The organism is Rhodococcus sp. NPDC056743, from assembly GCF_042790355.1.
Classification (GTDB): domain Bacteria; phylum Actinomycetota; class Actinomycetes; order Mycobacteriales; family Mycobacteriaceae; genus Rhodococcus_F.
Genome location: NZ_JBHTZI010000002.1, coordinates 224844 through 242353, shown reverse-complemented (window position 1 = coordinate 242353; position 17510 = coordinate 224844). Strand labels below are relative to the sequence as shown.

General features: G+C 62.4%; 17 protein-coding genes. 14 read left to right on the top strand and 3 right to left on the bottom strand.

Going from position 1 to position 17510, the window contains the following annotated elements; all coding sequences use genetic code 11:
- Window positions 1-5 precede the first annotated feature (5 nt).
- Genes ACFRFQ_RS05570 through ACFRFQ_RS05555 form a run of 4 tightly spaced genes read left to right on the top strand, consistent with a single transcriptional unit; the run spans window position 6 to window position 2515 of the window.
- On the top strand, window positions 6-506 hold the full coding sequence (locus tag ACFRFQ_RS05570; RefSeq protein ID WP_378654137.1) for a methylated-DNA--[protein]-cysteine S-methyltransferase: 501 nt from the start codon (window positions 6-8) through the stop codon (window positions 504-506).
- Window positions 507-549: 43 nt separating this feature from the next.
- Window positions 550-1047: an RNA polymerase sigma factor gene (locus ACFRFQ_RS05565; RefSeq protein ID WP_378654134.1), complete on the top strand. Its 498-nt coding sequence runs from the start codon at window positions 550-552 to the stop codon at window positions 1045-1047.
- Window positions 1044-1649, top strand: coding sequence for a methylated-DNA--[protein]-cysteine S-methyltransferase (locus ACFRFQ_RS05560; RefSeq protein ID WP_378654131.1), 606 nt, complete (start codon window positions 1044-1046; stop codon window positions 1647-1649). The genes ACFRFQ_RS05565 and ACFRFQ_RS05560 overlap by 4 nt, the downstream gene beginning before the upstream one ends.
- On the top strand, window positions 1646-2515 hold the full coding sequence (locus ACFRFQ_RS05555) for a DNA-3-methyladenine glycosylase family protein (protein ID WP_378654128.1): 870 nt from the start codon (window positions 1646-1648) through the stop codon (window positions 2513-2515). The genes ACFRFQ_RS05560 and ACFRFQ_RS05555 overlap by 4 nt, the downstream gene beginning before the upstream one ends.
- On the opposite strand, the gene ACFRFQ_RS05550 is transcribed toward ACFRFQ_RS05555, so the two are convergent.
- Window positions 2516-4741 (bottom strand): MMPL family transporter, encoded by a 2226-nt coding sequence (locus ACFRFQ_RS05550; RefSeq protein ID WP_378654125.1) that lies wholly within the window; start codon window positions 4739-4741, stop codon window positions 2516-2518.
- A 219-nt stretch (window positions 4742-4960) separates the two neighbouring features.
- On the opposite strand from ACFRFQ_RS05550, the gene ACFRFQ_RS05545 reads away from it, so the two are divergent.
- Genes ACFRFQ_RS05545 through ACFRFQ_RS05530 form a run of 4 tightly spaced genes read left to right on the top strand, consistent with a single transcriptional unit; the run spans window position 4961 to window position 8790 of the window.
- Window positions 4961-5248: a hypothetical protein gene (locus tag ACFRFQ_RS05545; protein ID WP_378654122.1), complete on the top strand. Its 288-nt coding sequence runs from the start codon at window positions 4961-4963 to the stop codon at window positions 5246-5248.
- A complete protein-coding gene (locus ACFRFQ_RS05540; RefSeq protein ID WP_378654119.1) occupies window positions 5245-6063 on the top strand; it encodes a hypothetical protein in 819 nt (272 codons plus the stop codon). Before ACFRFQ_RS05545 ends, ACFRFQ_RS05540 begins: the two co-directional genes overlap by 4 nt.
- Before the next feature lie 38 nt (window positions 6064-6101).
- Window positions 6102-8033, top strand: a complete 1932-nt coding sequence (locus ACFRFQ_RS05535) for a fumarate reductase/succinate dehydrogenase flavoprotein subunit (RefSeq protein WP_378654111.1) — start codon at window positions 6102-6104, stop codon at window positions 8031-8033.
- Window position 8034: 1 nt separating this feature from the next.
- Window positions 8035-8790: a succinate dehydrogenase/fumarate reductase iron-sulfur subunit gene (locus tag ACFRFQ_RS05530; protein ID WP_378654108.1), complete on the top strand. Its 756-nt coding sequence runs from the start codon at window positions 8035-8037 to the stop codon at window positions 8788-8790.
- A 6-nt stretch (window positions 8791-8796) separates the two neighbouring features.
- Here ACFRFQ_RS05530 and ACFRFQ_RS05525 read toward each other — a convergent pair whose 3' ends face one another.
- On the bottom strand, window positions 8797-9510 hold the full coding sequence (locus ACFRFQ_RS05525; protein WP_378655057.1) for an IclR family transcriptional regulator: 714 nt from the start codon (window positions 9508-9510) through the stop codon (window positions 8797-8799).
- 109 nt (window positions 9511-9619) lie between these two features.
- On the opposite strand from ACFRFQ_RS05525, the gene ACFRFQ_RS05520 reads away from it, so the two are divergent.
- From ACFRFQ_RS05520 to ACFRFQ_RS05495, 6 genes are all read left to right on the top strand, one after another.
- Window positions 9620-10831 (top strand): 4-hydroxybenzoate 3-monooxygenase, encoded by a 1212-nt coding sequence (locus ACFRFQ_RS05520; protein ID WP_378654105.1) that lies wholly within the window; start codon window positions 9620-9622, stop codon window positions 10829-10831.
- A gap of 102 nt (window positions 10832-10933) precedes the next feature.
- On the top strand, window positions 10934-12541 hold the full coding sequence (locus tag ACFRFQ_RS05515) for an ABC transporter substrate-binding protein (RefSeq protein WP_378655054.1): 1608 nt from the start codon (window positions 10934-10936) through the stop codon (window positions 12539-12541).
- Window positions 12538-13575 (top strand): ABC transporter permease, encoded by a 1038-nt coding sequence (locus tag ACFRFQ_RS05510; protein WP_378654103.1) that lies wholly within the window; start codon window positions 12538-12540, stop codon window positions 13573-13575. The genes ACFRFQ_RS05515 and ACFRFQ_RS05510 overlap by 4 nt, the downstream gene beginning before the upstream one ends.
- Window positions 13568-14389 (top strand): ABC transporter permease, encoded by an 822-nt coding sequence (locus ACFRFQ_RS05505; protein WP_378654100.1) that lies wholly within the window; start codon window positions 13568-13570, stop codon window positions 14387-14389. Before ACFRFQ_RS05510 ends, ACFRFQ_RS05505 begins: the two co-directional genes overlap by 8 nt.
- Window positions 14386-15297, top strand: coding sequence for an oligopeptide/dipeptide ABC transporter ATP-binding protein (locus ACFRFQ_RS05500; protein ID WP_378654097.1), 912 nt, complete (start codon window positions 14386-14388; stop codon window positions 15295-15297). Before ACFRFQ_RS05505 ends, ACFRFQ_RS05500 begins: the two co-directional genes overlap by 4 nt.
- Window positions 15294-15944 carry an ABC transporter ATP-binding protein gene (locus ACFRFQ_RS05495; RefSeq protein ID WP_378654094.1) on the top strand — a complete coding sequence of 217 codons (651 nt, stop codon included), beginning with the start codon at window positions 15294-15296 and terminating at the stop codon, window positions 15942-15944. Before ACFRFQ_RS05500 ends, ACFRFQ_RS05495 begins: the two co-directional genes overlap by 4 nt.
- Here the strand turns inward: ACFRFQ_RS05495 and ACFRFQ_RS05490 are convergent.
- A complete protein-coding gene (locus ACFRFQ_RS05490) occupies window positions 15941-17491 on the bottom strand; it encodes a bifunctional 3'-5' exonuclease/DNA polymerase (RefSeq protein WP_378654090.1) in 1551 nt (516 codons plus the stop codon). The two genes, ACFRFQ_RS05495 and ACFRFQ_RS05490, sit on opposite strands and share 4 nt — an antisense overlap.
- Window positions 17492-17510: the final 19 nt, after the last annotated feature.

Genomic DNA, 17510 nt, shown 5'->3' with positions numbered 1-17510 from the left:
GAGACATGGCGGTTAACCGTACCCACACAGTGATCGAGTCGCCGATCGGGCCGTTGACGCTGGTCGCGACGGCTAATGGCCTCTGTGGTCTCTATATGGCAGAGCATCGACACAAGCCGGACGACTCGACGTTCGGGGAGAGTTCACCCTCGAAATTCGGTGCTGTCCGGGAACAGTTGGACGAGTATTTCTCCGGAGAGCGAACCGAGTTCTCGTTGCCGTTGGACCCCTCGGGCACGGAGTTCCAGAAACGAGTGTGGGATGCGCTGCGGACAATTCCCTACGGGCAGACGTGGACCTATATGGAGCTTGCGCAAACCCTGGGCAATCCCCTCGCGATTCGTGCCGCCGCGGCGGCAAACGGAAAGAATCCGATCAGCATCATCGTGCCCTGTCACCGCGTTGTCGGTAGTGACGGGAGCCTGACAGGCTTTGCCGGCGGTCTCGAACGCAAGCGTTTTCTGCTCGAACAAGAGTCCGGCGGAATTTCGGACGTGCTGTTCTGATGGAACGAACTCACATAACTCGCGGCGCGAGCGTTTACCGATCGTGGCACTGAAACCATTCGAGAAGGTCGTGACCGAGCACGGGGCGGTGGTGCTTCGGGTATGCCGCGCGGTAGTCGGTCCGGTTGACGCCGAGGATGCGTGGTCCGAGACCTTCCTCGCGGCAATGCGCGCCTATCCGGATCTGGATCCCGGCGCGAATGTCGAGGCCTGGCTCGTGACCATTGCGCACCGCAAAGCCATCGACATCATGCGAGTGCGAGGGCGCATCGCGGTTCCTACCGACGATCTTCCGGAATTGCCGGCGCGTATCGGCCTTCCGGGAACGTGGAATCACGAACTGTGGGATGCACTCGAGATGTTGCCGTTCAAGCAGAGGGCGTCGGTGGCATACCACTTTCTGGGCGGGCTTCCGTACGCCGAGATCGCGGAAATTCTGGGCAGTACCCCAACCGCCGCGAGGAAAGCCGGATCCGACGGTATTGCGTCCCTGCGAAAAACATACTTGCCCGACACCGTTCCGGAAGGGAGCCGTTCATGAGTACCGATGCCGATGTGTTCGGCGCACTCCCCGCGTCCGACCCGGATGCGCTGGCGCGACTGCATTCACGGTTGGTTGATGCGGCTGCGGCGGCGCAGTTGATCGACGTTGCCTACCGGATCGTCGATTCGCCGATCGGGAAATTGCTCCTCGCCGCAACGGAAGTCGGTTTGGTGCGGGTGGCGTTTGCCGTCGAGGGGCATGACGTCGTGCTGGGACGGCTGGCCGATACCGTCAGTCCTCGCGTCTTGCACCATCCGCGCAGGCTCGACGCCGTTGCACGAGAGTTGGACGAGTACTTTTCCGGTGCCCGAAAGGAATTCGACCTGAATCTGGATTTCCAGCTGGCCAGGGGATTTCGCCGTGAAGTGCTGCGCCACCTTCCGGAAATCGAATACGGCCACACCGCAAGCTATTCGACGGTTGCCGCGGCGTCGGGCAGTCCGCGTGCAGTGCGTGCGGTAGGCACGGCGTGTGCCAAGAATCCATTGCCGTTGGTGGTGCCATGTCACAGGGTGGTCCGGAGCGACGGAAGTCTGGGTCAGTATGCGGGCGGGCCGGCACTCAAGGCTGTGCTGCTGGATCTGGAATCTCGGCGATGAAGGCAATGAAGGCAATGAACGAGGCTGTGACGCTGACGCTTCCGTTCGCACCCCCATATGCAACGGAGCCGTTGATCCGCGCGTTGAAAGCTCACGCGGTGGCAGGACTGGAACGCCACGACGACGGAGTTCATGTGCGTGTCGTCCCACTGCCGACCGGTCCCGTGATCGCGTCGGTGTCGTGGCACGAAAATTGTGTGTCGGTGAGTGTCGACAGAGACACGGACGTCACCCAACTCGAGAAGATTATACGGCGGTGGCTCGATCTCGACGGCGATCATCGTGAGTGGGAGGCGGCGCTTTCGTCGGACAAGACGCTGGCACCGCTGATCTCGGCCCGGCCAGGTTTACGTGTGCTCGGTAGCGTCGACGGTTTCGAGACTGCGGTGCTGACTGTTCTGGGGCAGCAGGTTTCACTGGGGGCGGCACGAACATTCGGGGGCCGGTTCGTCGGGGCATTCGGAGAACCTGTGAACGACGAGTTCTCGGCCTTCCCTTCGGCGGAGTTGGTGGCGGCCAGTTCCCCGGAAGCGATACAGAAAGCTGTCGGATTGACCAGCGCGCGTGCGAGAACGGTACACGCCTTGGCGACTGCGGTTTCTGAATACCTTGATATCGGCTGGGACGCAGACCCGGTGCGATTCCGCGCTGATCTTCTGGCCCTGCCGGGGATCGGGCCGTGGACTGCCGACTACCTCACCGTAAGGATCCTCGGCGATCGCGACGCGTTCGTGCCGGACGATCTGGTCCTCAAACGTGCATTGGGTGTGTCGTCCGGCAAGGAAGCCGCGGCGTTGTCGGAGCAATGGCGACCGTGGCGCGCGTACGCGCTATTCCATCTGTGGACCAAAGAAGCTTTTCTCTAGTCAGTCCTTCGAGGTCGCCAAGGCCGACGGCCACCAGATCTTCTTGCCGATGTCATGGGACAGAGCGGGAACCAGGACGCTGCGCACGATGATCGTGTCCAGCAGCACGCCGAACGCGACGGCAAACCCGATCTCGGCCAAGAAGACCAGCGGAAGAATTCCCAGGACGGCAAACGTCGCGGCTAGTACGACTCCGGCCGAGGTGATGACGCCGCCAGTGACGGCAAGTCCACGCAATACACCTGCGCGAGTGCCGAATTCACCGGTTTCTTCGCGGACGCGGGTCATCAGGAAGATGTTGTAGTCGATGCCCAGTGCTACGAGAAAGACAAAGGCATAGAGCGGGAACGACTGGTCTGCGCCGGCAAAACCGAAGACGTGAGTGAAGAAGAAACCGCTGACGCCCAAGGTGGCAGCAAACGAAAGGACCACCGTTGCAATAAGAATCACAGGAATGACCAGCGCGCGAAGCAAGATGGAAAGAACCACGAAGATGACCGCCAGCACGATGGGAATGATGAGATTGCGGTCGCGCACAGACGCTGCTTGGACGTCGAGTGTGGTTGCGGTGGCGCCGCCCACCAGAGCGTCGGCGCCGGGGACCGCGTGTACGGCGGTTCGGAGGCGCTTGATCGTCTCGAGCGCCTGCGGCGAGTCGTATGAATCGGCAAGCATCGCGTTGATCATGGTTCGACCGTTGATGGGTGGGGCAGTGAAGCCTGGTGGGGCACAACCTGCTGCCGCTGCCTGAGCGACGGCGGCCGGATTGGTCTTGATCAGTTCGCTGACCTTCGCGACATCAACTTGGGTGCACACCGACCCGGCGCTGCGGGATATGCCCTCGACAGCGCTGACCGCTTTGATGACGGCGTCCGACTGATCCACATTTGCGGTGATGACGGCCGGTGCTCCGGCTCCCGGGTCGAAGGCGGAATCGTAGAGTTCCTGCCCGACAACGGCATCCGGCGTATTGGTGAAATTCTGGGCCGCGGTCAGGCCATCGGTTTTCAGGCTTCCGATTCCGGCAGCGAACAACACGATGAGCAGGATCGAGGTGCCGATCCACAGCGAGCGATCCTTGTTGCCGACAGTTGTCGCGATCTTGCCCCACATGCCGTGCGTCGCAAGATCTGCGGCGTGATCGACGCGAGGGGTTCGGGGCCAGAACACCCAGCGCCCGACCACGGCCAGCGCAACCGGCATGAACGTCATCATCACCAGATATGTGCAGGCAATTCCGATCGCGGCCACCGGCCCGAGGCTTTTGTTTGAGTTCAACTGCGAGAAGGTCAGGCAGAGCAATCCGAGAACAACGGTGACAGCGGATGCCGTGATCGCGGGTGCTGATTCGCGCCACGCTCGGATCATCGCGTCGAATCGATTGGGGTAGTTGTGTAGTTCCTCGCGGTATCGCGAAATAAGCAGCAACGCATAGTCGGTACCCGCACCGATCACGAGTACGAACAGGATCCCTTGAGATTGACCGGTCAAGGTCAGGATTTCAGCCTTGGCGAGGACGTAGATCACCATCGACGACAAGCCGATGGCGAGGAGCGCCGAGAACAGCGGAAAGAACCACAGCACAGGCGATCTGTAGACCACCAGAAGAATCAGGATGACAACCAGCAATGCGGCACCGAGGAGAGCGCTGTCCAAGCCGGCAAAGGCGTCGATGAATGCCACCAGGAGCCCGCCGGGCCCGGCAGGTAACACGTCGATGTCGCCGGCGGCCCTCTCGGCAGCGTCGAGGACATTCTGTTCGGTTGCCGCGAGCTCCTCCCCGGAAACTGCGGTGCCACCGTCTTTGGCGATCAGCGGAACAAAGATGGATGCGGTGGTGCCGTCGGCGGAGAACTGAGTTGGCTGCATGCCGTCGGCATCGACGCCGGATACTCCGGAAACGGCTTGGCGTGCAGATTCGACAGCAGCTTTGTCCGCATCGGTCAGCGCAGTATCTCGATGAAACAGAACAAATCCAGGGATGGTCTCCACCGGAAGGAATTTCGCGGATTCATTCGCGACGACGGTAGATTCCGCTGAACTCGGAAGGTACGACGAGTTGTCATTCTTCTGAACCTCGGCGAGTTTGCTCTGGAAAGAACCGCCGAATCCGCCCGCGACAAAAGCGAAGATCGCCAGCGCAATCACCGTGAAGATGGGTAGGCGGTGTGCTCTGATGGCTCCGCTGTCGTTCTTTTCCGCGTCGGTGGAATCCAGTTTTGTCATGGTTCTCCTCGGGGCGCATGAGGTCGGCACCGATAAAGCAACGTTTTCAGTAGAACACGCGAGCAGGCGCGGTGGAACTACTGCAATTGGGGTACTCCTCCACGTGAAGAACGCAACTTTTCACAGCTGAGGAGGTTCGCAGGGCCCCACTGTCTTCGCCGGGCCCCATTGTCGTAGCCGATACGAGTCACCACTTCTACCGATCGGTTGGAGAGATCTATGTCAACCACCGAAATCCTCGAGCTCGAGCGCACCATCGACCATCTCCGTCACTGTGTCGGTTCGCTGCGGTCCTTGTACGGCGACGTACCGCAAGTACGCCGGTTGGCGAATGACCTGGAGCGGCTCGAGATCGATTCCGGCGATCTGGGCACATCGCCGCCGCACCTGACCCACCACGAACAGGCCGAACGGATTCCCGTTCCCGACACACCGTACGACGCGTCGATGTGGCAGGGCGCCGATGACGAGGGCATTGGCGGCCATCCGACCGAGCACGACGGATGAGTGCGCCACCGATCGACACGAGTGGAGTCGGTGCGCCGTCGCGTGCTCGAATAGCGGCACGCACGCTGAGAACGGACACGTGGTGGCGAGCGCCGCTACTGACGGTGCTGGGGCTGTCAGTGTTCGTGGTCTACGCGACGATCCGGTCGTTTGTCCGCAGCGCGTACTGGGTCGCGGACTATCACTACCTGACCCCGTTCTACTCGCCCTGCCTCAGCGACTCGTGTGTGCCGGGTTCCAGTGATTTCGGCACACCGATCGGTGAGTTGCCGATGTGGATTCCGCTCGGGTTCCTGGTGCTGCCGTTTCTGCTGGGCTTCCGGCTGACCTGCTACTACTACCGCAAGGCCTACTACCGGTCGGTGTGGCTCTCGCCGCCTGCCTGCGCGGTTGCGGAACCACATCGCGGCTACTCGGGTGAGACGCGGCTGCCGTTGATCATCCAGAACTCGCATCGGTATTTCTTCTATGTCGCACTTGTTGTGTCGGTGATCAACACGTACGACGCGATTCGCGCTTTCCACGGCGCGGACGGTGGCTTCGGTGTCGGTCTCGGCACGCTGATAATTCTGGGCAACGTGTGCTTGCTGTGGGCCTATACGGTGTCGTGCCATTCGTGCCGTCACGTCACAGGTGGACGGCTCACTCATTTCTCGAAACATCCGATCCGCTACTGGTTGTGGACGCAGGTCAGCAAGCTCAACACGCGGCACATGCAGCTGGCGTGGACCACACTCGGCACGCTGATGATCACGGACTTCTACATCATGCTCGTGGCCAGCGGGACGATCGACGACCTGCGCCTGATCAATTGAAAGTCCAATTCTGCCGCCCAATTCTCCAGGGGGAGTGAATGACCGAAGTCGAACGGCACACATACGACGTCGTGGTGATCGGAGCCGGCGGAGCCGGACTACGTGCGGTGATCGAGGCCAGGGAACAGGGACTTTCCGTTGCCGTGGTCTGTAAGTCGCTGTTCGGCAAGGCTCACACCGTCATGGCGGAGGGTGGGTGCGCCGCCGCGATGGGCAACGCCAACGAGAAGGACACCTGGCAGACGCACTTCCAGGACACCATGCGCGGCGGCAAGTTCCTCAACAACTGGAGGATGGCGGAACTGCACGCGCGTGAGGCGCCGGACCGAGTGTGGGAACTCGAAACTTATGGCGCACTGTTCGATCGGACGCCAGACGGGCGAATCAGTCAGCGCAACTTCGGCGGTCACACCTATCCGCGACTCGCTCACGTCGGTGACCGCACAGGTCTCGAGATCATTCGGACGATGCAGCAGAAGATCGTCTCGCTTCAGCAGGAAGACTTCGCGGCGACGGGAGACTACGAGGCCCGCATCAAGGTTTTCGCGGAATGCACCATCTCGGAACTGACCAAGGACGGCGACCGTATTTCCGGTGCCTTCGGATACTGGCGCGAGAGCGGACGGTGTGTGCTGTTCGAAGCGCCGGCGGTTGTGATGGCGACCGGCGGAATTGGTAAGTCGTTCAAGGTCACATCCAATTCGTGGGAGTACACCGGAGACGGGCACGCACTCGCCCTTCGTGCGGGCGCCAACCTGATCAACATGGAGTTCGTTCAGTTTCACCCGACCGGCATGGTGTGGCCGCCGAGCGTCAAAGGCATTCTCGTGACGGAGGGAGTGCGCGGCGACGGTGGCGTACTCAAGAACTCCGATGGCGACCGTTTCATGTTCTCCTACATTCCGCCGGTGTTCAAAGGTCAGTACGCCGAAACGGCAGAAGAAGCCGATCGTTGGTACGAGGATCAGGAGAACAACAGGCGCACCCCCGATCTGCTGCCTCGCGACGAAGTGGCCCGTGCCATCAACACGGAGGTGAAGGAGGGTCGCGAAACCCCGCATGGTGGTGTGTATCTCGACATCGCGTCCCGGATGCCTGCCGAGGAAATCAAGCGTCGGTTGCCGTCGATGTACCACCAGTTCAAGGAACTGGCAGACGTCGACATCACAAAAGAGCAAATGGAAGTGGGCCCAACCTGCCACTACGTGATGGGTGGGATCGAGGTGGACCCCGACACCGGTTCCTCGAATGTGCCGGGACTGTTTGCGGCGGGGGAGTGCTCCGGCGGAATGCACGGCTCCAACCGGCTGGGCGGGAATTCACTGTCGGATCTGCTCGTATTCGGTAGACGAGCCGGCCTCGGCGCCGCGACCTATGTGAAGTCGCTGCCTGCTCGACCCGTCGTGGCGGACGGCGACGTGGCTGCCGCGTCGCGGATGTTGCTTTCTCCGTTCGACACTCAGGGCGGTGCCGGCGCACTCGAGAACCCGTACACCCTGCACACCGAACTGCAGCAGACGATGAACGACTTGGTGGGCATCATCCGCACCGCTGAGGAAGTCGATCGTGCGCTGCGCACGCTCGACGACATCAAACGACGGATCGATTCGGTTGTGGTGGAGGGGCACCGGCAGTTCAATCCGGGATGGCATCTGGCCGTGGATCTGCGAAACATGGTGCTGGTCAGCGAATGTGTCACGAAGGCTGCTCTGCTGCGCACCGAGAGCCGGGGCGGACATACTCGCGATGACCACCCGGCGATGGCTGCGCAGTGGCGCAACACCCTGCTGGTGTGCGCCGTGGACGGCGAGGCGGCCGGGCGTCCGGACGTCGTAGTGCCCGACGTGCAGGTCACCACCGAACCGCAATCGCCGATGCGTCCGGATCTGTTGGCGCTCTTCGATATCGACGAATTGGCGAAGTATTACACCGACGCCGAACTTGCCGATCATCCGGGAAGGAATACCTGACATGGGCTACGACGCGAGTTTCCGGGTGTGGCGCGGTGACGCAGACGGTGGTGATCTGCAGGACTATTCGGTTCTGGTGAATGAAGGAGAGGTGGTGCTCGACATCATTCACCGGTTGCAGGCGACGCAGACTCCGGACCTCGCGGTGCGGTGGAACTGCAAGGCCGGCAAGTGTGGATCGTGCTCGGCGGAGATCAACGGCCGTCCGCGACTGATGTGTATGACACGGATGTCGACTTTTGCCGAGGGCGAGGTGGTGACTGTGACTCCGATGCGCGCGTTCCCTGTCATCCGTGATCTGGTTACCGATGTCTCCTTCAATTATCGGAAGGCGCGGGAGATTCCGTCGTTCACACCACCTCCCGGCCTGGCTCCCGGTGAGTATCGAATGCAGCAGATCGACGTCGCCCGCTCGCAGGAGTTCCGCAAGTGCATCGAGTGCTTCCTGTGCCAGAACACCTGTCACGTCGTGCGCGATCACGAGGACAATAAGGCGGCGTTCTCCGGTCCCCGCTTCTTCATTCGGATCGCCGAACTCGAAATGCACCCGCTCGATACAGCAGACCGTCGGGACGCCGCGCAAGACCGGTACGGCCTCGGCCTGTGCAACATCACCAAATGCTGCACCGAGGTATGTCCGGAGGACATCAAGATCACCGACAACGCAATCATCCCGATGAAGGAACGCGTGGTGGATCGGCGCTACGACCCGTTGGTCTGGCTGGGCAACAAGATTTTCCGTCGTGGTGAAACCTGATTCGGGTCAGGAAATTCCGCGGGAGATTGCGCGGCTGGTCGCCTGCAGTGCCGGGACGAGGGAAGCGCTGCCGGTGTCGAGTGGAACGACAACGGACAGCGCCGCGACAACGTCGCGAGCGCGGCGAATGGGCGACGCTATCGCCAGAGTGCCGAGGTTGAGGTACTGGCGAGCTATGACGACGTCGGTGCGGCGGATCTCCGCAAGCAGAGAACGCAGCGTAGGTTCGTCGGTGATCGTGAACGGCGTCAACGCCCGCAATCCGGATGCTACGACGTCATCGAAGACGCTCTGGGAAGCATGAGCGAGAAGCACCAGTCCGCCGCTGGACGCGTGCAGCGGCAATCTTCCACCGGCCCGGCCGACAAGTCCGACGGCGTCGTGGCTCGACAACCGCTCCAGATAGACCGCCTCGCGGTTGTCGCGGACGACAAGTTGCACGTTCTGGCCGGTGATTTCATGCAGGTCCTCCATGAACGGCATTGCTACGGAACGTAAACCGTGGGCGCGGGGCGCGCGGGATCCAATCTCCCATACTCGAAGTCCGATCTGAAACCGGCCGTCGTCGCCGCGTTCGAGGGCTCCGAGCCTGGTGAGTTCTCGGCAGATGCGAAAGACCGTCGGCACGGGCAATTCCGAACCCAGTGAGAGTTCGGTGATCGTCTGGCGGGGGTGCTGCGGAGTGAACAGATCGAGCAGGACCATAGCTCGTTCCAGCATCCCGGGTGGCGTTGCGACTTCTTTCACTCATCGAAAACTACCTTGTTGACAGCCCTCGTGTCCCGCGACCATCCCATTAGTCACAAGTTTCCCTACCGAGGAGAGTTCTATGAGTCGCCTGCCCATTCGTACCCAGGTCGGTATCGTCGGGGCCGGTCCGGCCGGTTTGATGCTCTCCCACCTTCTTCATCTTCAGGGGATCGATTCCGTTGTCCTGGAGTGCCGTACGCGCGAAGACGTCGAAGGGACGATCCGGGCGGGAATTCTCGAGCAGAACACTGTGGATCTGATGATCGCAACTGGCGTGGGTGATCGGTTGCTCGCGGAAGGCCATCGTCACACCGGTACCCAGATCAGGTTCGCGGGTGAAGGGCGTCGAGTCGACTTCGAGGGGCTCACGGGCCGGGCGGTCACCGTGTACCCGCAGCACGAGGTGCTCATCGATCTGATTGCACGCAGGCTGGCGGACGGTGGGGACATTCGCTTCGGTGTCAGCGACGTCGAGGTGCACCAGCACACTGGTGATCACCCGTTCATCACATTTGTCGACGCCGACGGTCACCCGCAGCGGCTGGACTCCGAACTTGTTGCAGGATGCGATGGTTCGCGAACCGGGACGCGTCACCTGATTCCGGAGCCCGAGGTCCGTACCGACTACTTCCGTCAGTACCCGTTCGTCTGGTTCGGGATTCTGGCCGAAGCGCCGCGAACCTCGGACGAACTCATCTACGCCCATAGCCCGCGGGGATTCTCGCTCTGCAGCACGCGATCGGAAACCGTCCAGCGGCACTATTTGCAGGTTTCGGTCGAGGACACCGTCGACGACTGGTCGGATGATCGAATCTGGGACGAGTTGCATCGGCGCGTGGACGGACCTGGCGTCGAGGTCAAGGAGGGGGCCATCTTCTCGAAGAGCATCCTGCCGTTCCGTAGTTTTGTGTGCGAACCCATGCAGTCCGGCAACTTGTTCTTGGCCGGCGACGCCGCGCACACTGTTCCGCCGACCGGCGCAAAGGGTATGAATCTCGCGCTGGCAGACGTGTGGGTTCTGGCCGACGCGATGGTCGGTTTCTTTACCGCCGGCGATAGGCAAGGCCTCGAGGGTTACTCCGCGGCTGTGCTGCCGCGGGTGTGGCGAGCTCAGCATTTCTCGTGGTGGATGTCGACGATGCTGCACACCGCGCCCGGCGCATCACCGTTCGACATCAAGCGGCAGGAAGCCGAACTCGACGTCGTGACCAGCTCCGAAGCTGGTTTGACTCTGATCGCCGAGAACTACACCGGCCTGCCGCTGCCGCAGTTGGTTCACGCGCTGTCCTGACAGCGGCTATCTGCCGAAACGTCCGTATTGCCCCTTTTCTTATCTGAATATCTGTACAGATGTTATTTTTATTCAGAAGGAAAGGGGCAATTCGTGAGTCTCATCCGATCCGGAGTTCCGACGCTTGTGAGCGCTGCCGTCGTCGGCACCCTGCTCGTCACGTCGTGCAGCACCCCGTCGGGCACGTCGACCGCGAGCGACGGTCTTGTCCTCGCCGACGGCTACGAACTGGGCGGATACAACCCCGTCGCGGGCTTCGGGGCAGCAGGCGAAGCCAAGATGTACGACGGCTTGGTGCGCCTCACCGGCGGTGACGGAATGCCGGGCTTCGAACCGGCTCTTGCCACGTCGATCCCCACCGCCAACGCGAACGCGACGCTCTGGACCGTCACACTCCGGGACGGCGTCACCTTCTCCGACGGCTCCACCTTTGACGCCGCTGACGTGGTGGCCACTTATAAGGCGATCCTCGATCCGGCGTCGGCGTCCGAGGCGAAGTCGTCGTTCGACATGATCGCCGATGTCGTCGCAATGGATGACAACACCGTCGAGTTCCGCCTCGCGTACTCCTACGCGCCACTGCTCACCAAGATGCTGATCGGCATTGTGCCGTCGGAGTCCGTGGCGACACCCGCTCTGGCGGCCGAGTCGACACTCAACACCGAACCGATCGGCACTGGTCCGTACACCCTTGTGGATCTGTCTCCCGATCGCGCGGTGTTCGCCGCCAACGAGAACTACTGGGACGGCGCACCGGAAATCAAGAAGCTCACGCTGCTCTATGTTCCGGACGACAACACCCGGGCGCAACGAATGGCCTCGGGCGAAATAGACGGCACCAATCTCCCGCCGCTGCTTGCCAATACGTTCGAATCTCGGGACGGCATGTCGGTGACGGCTCATCAGTCTGCGGATTGGCGGGGAGTGTCACTTCCGACAGACAATCCGGTAGCCGGTGACCCGGCGATGCGTATGGCGCTGAATCTGGCAGCCAACCGGCAGTCCATGATCGACAACGTTCTCGGTGGGCACGGCCGCGTCGCCGCCACACCGATTCCCGCGGTCTACGGTGCGTCGTACAACCCGGATGCCACGTTTACGTACGACCCGGCCAAGGCCGAGCAGATCCTCACCGATGCCGGCTGGATCGAAGGCAGTGACGGGATTCGTTCGAAGGACGGTCGACGCGCGCAGTTCACGATCATGTACAACTCCGTGGACACGGTCCGTCGAGACTTGGCCCAGGCCTTTGCATCCGACGCGCTGGGAATCGGCGTCGAAGTCGATCTCGAAGCACTGTCGTGGGATCGGATCGATCCGCGAATCAATCGCGACTCCACACTGCTCGGCGGCGGCGACGAACCGTTCGATCCTGATACCCAGACCTACGACGCACTCAATTCCGCGTCTATCGCTCCCGGTGTCGGCAGTATTTACGACAATCCCAGCGACTACTCGAATCGCGCCGTCGACGCAGCCCTCGACATCGGTCGCCGCAGTCTCGACCCAGCGACCCGCGACGCCGCGTACCGAGACGTCCAGCGGGCCTACGTCGACGATCCCGGCTACGTGTTTCTGGTCTTCCTCGACCACACCTATGTATCCAAGGACTCCGATTGGGCGATGTCCGGTCCGGTGCTGGAACCGCACGCGCACGGAGTGACCTGGGGTCCGTGGTGGTCCTTGCAGACCTGGACGCAAGAACAATGACAGCTGTCGACGTACGGGCCTCCGCCGCAACGTCGGATCCGGCACGAACGCACAACGCTCGTCGACGCGCCATCTTCGTCATGGTCGGGCGCCGGATGCTGTTCATAGTCCCGGTGATCATCGTCGTGTCCGCCGGTTTGTTTGCCGCCGCGGCAATCTCGCCGTTCGATCCGCTCGTCGGCTATCTGGGCACGCGGTACGTGACGACCAGCGATGCAGACAAGGCGCTGATTGCCGCGCAGATGGGTTTCGACAACCCCTGGTACAGCACGTACTGGACGTGGTTGCACGGAGTAGTGACCGGCGATCTGGGTATCTCCCGTTCCTTCAATCAACCCGTCACCCAAGTTATTTCCGAACGTCTACCGTGGACACTGCTCCTGGTGGGAACCAGCCTGGTGATCGCGATCCTCTCGTCTCTGGCGCTGGGCGTTCTCGCCGGAATCCGCAAGGGCGGGTTTCTGGACAGAGCCGTGTCCGGGCTGTGCGTTGTCATTCAAGGACTTCCGCCGTTTGTTCTCTCGCTCGGCGCCATCGCGCTCTTCGCGCTGACTCTCGGGTGGCTACCCGTGGCGGGCTTGACGGACGGGGGCGCCGATCCCACACCGGGGCAAGTTATTCGGCATCTGATTCTTCCGGTCGCTGTTCTCGCGATCTCGCAAATGCCGTGGCTTCTCCTCGCAGTCCGCGAATCCGTCGTCGGATCGACCGGTGAAGGATTTGTCGCCGGCGCGGTGGCGCGCGGAATACCGGCTTCCACCATCACGAAGCGTCATATCCTACCGACCTCACTTGCGCCGTTTGCCAACATCATCGGTGTCCGATTGCCCGAACTTGTCGTCGGCGCGGTACTTGTGGAGGAAGTGTTCAGTTGGCCAGGAATTGCGGGTGCCATTGTCTCGTCTGCCCGAGACCTCGACATGGCGCTACTTGCATTCCTGACGGTCGGAACAACTCTGACCGTCATGCTTGGATCACTTCTCGCTGACGTCGTTGTTGCCGTCCTCGACCCGAGGGTGAGCACCGATGGCTAAGCACCGCTTCGCAATCGCCGTCGGTGTACTGGTCCTCATCGCGCTCTACGCAGGCTTGGTTCCGTGGATCGCCGGTGTCGACGACCGTGTCACCGACTTTGCCCAAGCCCGCCTGGCGCCTTCGCTCGCTCATCCCTTCGGCACTGATTCGGCCGGGCGAGACCTGTTCGTCCGCGTGGCCGCCGGTATCCGGACATCGTTGCTGATCGCGCTCGCCTGCGCACTGTTGTCCACGGTGATCGGTGTGGCAGTAGGCACCACGGCCGGGCTCCTCGGCGGCTGGGTCGACCGATTTGTCATGCGCGGGACCGACGCGGTGAACGCCCTCCCACATCTGCTGCTCGGCATCGTCATCGTCGCGATGTTCCGTGGCAGTATCCTCGCCATCGTGCTGTCGATCGCACTCACGCACTGGACCCAGGTGGCTCGCATCATCCGCGGCGAGATCCTGAATTTGCGTGACCGCCCGTACATCGACGCCGCCGTTCTCGCCGGAGCCAGCCGTCGACATGTGATCACGCGTCACCTCGTTCCGGCAGCAGCTCCGCAGGCCTTGATCGCCGTTGTCCTGCTGTTGCCGCACGCCGTGTGGCACGAGTCGACTCTCTCGTTCCTCGGCTTCGGCTTGCCGCCCCACAAGCCCAGTCTGGGAACACTTCTGGAAGAGGCTCGCGGCTCGCTTCTGCTCGGAGGTTGGTGGACGCTGGTGTTTCCCGCCGCTGTCCTGGTGATCACGACTATCGCAGTAGCGGTAGCAGGTTCGGCATTGCGTTCCACGCTCGCACCGCCTCGACCATCGGAGCTCCGACTGTGACTACCGGCTTGCGGATCGGCGCCCTCACCGTTCGGATCCCGTTGCCCGACGGCGCGGTTGTTCACGCTGCCAGCAACATCGACCTTGCGGTGCCACCCGGGACAGTCACTGCCCTGGTCGGCGAATCCGGCTGTGGCAAGTCCATCATCGCGACCTCGGTGATGAATATGCTGCCGCCTGGTACTCAGCGCACCGGCACCATCACTGTCGACGGCATCGACGTGTTCTCCGGAACACCTTTCCGTGGCAGGTACGCGGCGCTGGTACCACAATCTGCCGCAACACATCTCACTCCGGTCCGGACCGCACGATCGCAGCTGCAGGAGACAATCGACGCACTCGGCACCGCACATACCTGCGACGGTTTGGCACAGCGTGTAGGTCTCGAACCTGCTGCCCTCGACTGCTACCCGCATGAACTGTCGGGAGGCATGGCGCAGCGCGTTGCCATTGCCGGCGCCCTGGCGGGAGATCCGTCGGTGATCGTGGCAGACGAGCCGACCGCCAACCTGGACCGAGCACTCACCGATCATGTTCTCGGCCTGTTGCGAGTCTGCGCCGACGCGGGTGCTGCGGTCCTGCTGATCACCCACGATCTGGCATCGCTGACCCGCGTTACCATCGCCGACAGATTGGCCGTCATGTACGCCTCGCGCATCATGGAGACAGGGCCGGCAGCGCAAGTTCTGCAGGAACCTCTCCACGATTACACCCGAGACCTGCTCGGAGCCTTGCCGTCCCGCGGGCTCGAGCCGATCCCCGGATCGCCTCCGCAGCTGACGGATCTCCCGGACGAGTGCGTCTACTACCTGCGCCGACCGGAGTCCGCGCAATCCGGCGGCCCGACCGAACTGGTCACGTTCGGAGAGCGCACGTACCGAACTCGCCGGGCGGTGAGTGGACGATGAGTTTGCGTGCGGTCGATGTCACCGGTGGCTACGAGCGTGGCCGTCCCGTTCTCGAGAAGGTTTCCCTGGAGATCCCGGCCGGGGGTGTGGTCGGGTTGACCGGGCCGTCCGGAACCGGAAAATCGACGCTGGCACGGATTCTCGCATCGCTGGACGCGCCGTGGTCCGGTGAAGTGCAGATCGACGGTTCCCCGGTCGGCGGAACCAAGTTCGGTGTTCCCGCTGCGCTCAGAGGAGCGGTATCGATGCTCTTTCAATCGCCCCGCGCTGCAACAGATCCGCGGTACACACTGGCTCGGATCATCGGCCAGCCTGCCGACATCGCGGGCCGCGCCGTCGACATCGAAGAACTGGCAGCAGAAGTTGGTCTCACTGCAGACTTGCTGACGCGTCGACCCCACCAGGTCAGCGACGGCCAACTCCAACGCGCCGCTCTGGCGAGATCTTTGGCGCAGCAACCTCGTTACCTCATTTGCGACGAGGCCACCGCGATGCTCGACGCCGCGACCACCTCCACCCTCGTCAGATTGATCGAGCGCCGGGCAACCGATCACGGCATCGGGGTACTGCTCATCAGTCACGATCGTGACCTGCTCGACGCGTGCTGCGCAGACGTTCACGAACTCGACGACATCCGGGCGCGCTAGAGCGTGCCTTTGCCGTAGCTCTCGCGCACTCCTACCTCCATGGGAAACCGAACAGCGGTGTCGCCGAACAACAATCGAGTGGCCGACGCTGCTGCAGCCAAGACGTGAGCCGTCCCGGATTCGGGGTTGCGGGTGTGCACCACAACCTCGTCGTGCTGGAAGAACACCAATTCGCCGTCCGGATCCTCGGCGAGGCGTCGACGCAGGTCGGCGAGGAGACAGAGCGCCCACTCCGACGCCGTCGCCTGCACGACGAAGTTGCGGGTGAAGCGTCCGCGCGCGTGAGCGTCGCCGTGCGAATAGAAATCGGCAGACGGTGGGGGACAAGCTCGACCGAGCAGAGAGTGCACTACTTCGCCGCGTTCGCCGGCTTTGGCTGCCTGCTCGACGTACTCGACAGCTACGGGGAAACGCTTCCGCAGCAACGTGAGTAGTGCTTTGGCTTCACCGGCGGTGGCGCCGTAGAGCACTCCGAGGATGGCAACTTTGGCTTTGGCGCGGTCGCCGCCAAAGGCTTCGGCGCCGACCAGCGCGTACAGATCGTCGTCACCGGCTGCCGCCATCATGCGGCGGTCGCGTGACATGGCGGCCAGGATGCGCGGTTCCAGCTGACCGGCGTCGGCCACCACGAATACGTGTCCGGGATCGGCAACAACGCTCGAGCGCATGGTTTTCGGAATCTGCAATGCGCCGCCGCCCCGACTTGCCCACCGGCCCGAGACAACTCCACCGGGAACGTAGATGGGGCGGAAGCGATCACCGCGCACCCAGCTGTCCATCCATTGCCAGCCATTGGTGCTGTAGAGCTTGGCGAGTTCACGGTGACGCAGGAGCAACGGAACCGCCGGGTGATCGACTTCCTGCAGAAACCACTTGCGCGTCGACGGCAGTTCGATGCCCTGGCGACCGAATGCTTCGGTGATCTCGACGGACGACGCTGGATTCACGGTGCGCCCGAAGGCATCGCTGATCTGGGTGGCAAGTTCCTGCATCCGAACGGGGAGGTCGTAACCCGATGGCCGGGGGCCGAGTCTCTCCTCGAGGAGTTCGCGGTGTTTTTGCGTCGAGAACGGCAAACCGGCGTGCGTCATTTCAGCGGCGCTGAGCGCACCGGCGGATTCTGCGGCAATCAACAGATCCAGGCGGGAGTCGGCTCCGATGGTGGCGCGTTGCTCCGCGAACTCGGCAACAACGGCATCAGGATCGAGGATGGGCGCGGTGTCGAACAAGCCGAGACGGTCGTCGTCGGACTCTTCGGCCGGGGGCGCCGGCTGACCCGCGCGCATACTCAGGATCGCGCGGGTCAGCGAAACATCGTGGCAGCGACCGACATGAACTCCGGCCCGCAACAACATCGGATACACCGACGCCGTGCTCGGCCACACCCACCGCGGATGCTCGGCATGCTCGATGGCCTGGACTGCGGCGACCACGTCGGGATACTCGACGCGGTCGCCGACAGGAGTCCCGTCGGGGTCGGTGCGAACAACCGTCGCGGTGACTGCTCCCGTGGACGTCGTACTACCGGGAACCAGGACAACTCTCACGAGTCCAGTGTGACGGTTG

Coding starts and splice junctions, on each gene's coding strand:
- ACFRFQ_RS05505 (WP_378654100.1), top strand. CDS start 13,568: ATGGCTAAGCACCGCTTCGCAATCGCCGTCGGTGTACTGGTCCTCATC.
- ACFRFQ_RS05520 (WP_378654105.1), top strand. CDS start 9,620: ATGAGTCGCCTGCCCATTCGTACCCAGGTCGGTATCGTCGGGGCCGGT.
- ACFRFQ_RS05530 (WP_378654108.1), top strand. CDS start 8,035: ATGGGCTACGACGCGAGTTTCCGGGTGTGGCGCGGTGACGCAGACGGT.
- ACFRFQ_RS05555 (WP_378654128.1), top strand. CDS start 1,646: ATGAAGGCAATGAAGGCAATGAACGAGGCTGTGACGCTGACGCTTCCG.
- ACFRFQ_RS05525 (WP_378655057.1), bottom strand. CDS start 9,510: ATGCTGGAACGAGCTATGGTCCTGCTCGATCTGTTCACTCCGCAGCAC.
- ACFRFQ_RS05495 (WP_378654094.1), top strand. CDS start 15,294: ATGAGTTTGCGTGCGGTCGATGTCACCGGTGGCTACGAGCGTGGCCGT.
- ACFRFQ_RS05560 (WP_378654131.1), top strand. CDS start 1,044: ATGAGTACCGATGCCGATGTGTTCGGCGCACTCCCCGCGTCCGACCCG.
- ACFRFQ_RS05510 (WP_378654103.1), top strand. CDS start 12,538: ATGACAGCTGTCGACGTACGGGCCTCCGCCGCAACGTCGGATCCGGCA.
- ACFRFQ_RS05545 (WP_378654122.1), top strand. CDS start 4,961: ATGTCAACCACCGAAATCCTCGAGCTCGAGCGCACCATCGACCATCTC.
- ACFRFQ_RS05540 (WP_378654119.1), top strand. CDS start 5,245: ATGAGTGCGCCACCGATCGACACGAGTGGAGTCGGTGCGCCGTCGCGT.
- ACFRFQ_RS05570 (WP_378654137.1), top strand. CDS start 6: ATGGCGGTTAACCGTACCCACACAGTGATCGAGTCGCCGATCGGGCCG.
- ACFRFQ_RS05535 (WP_378654111.1), top strand. CDS start 6,102: ATGACCGAAGTCGAACGGCACACATACGACGTCGTGGTGATCGGAGCC.
- ACFRFQ_RS05550 (WP_378654125.1), bottom strand. CDS start 4,741: ATGACAAAACTGGATTCCACCGACGCGGAAAAGAACGACAGCGGAGCC.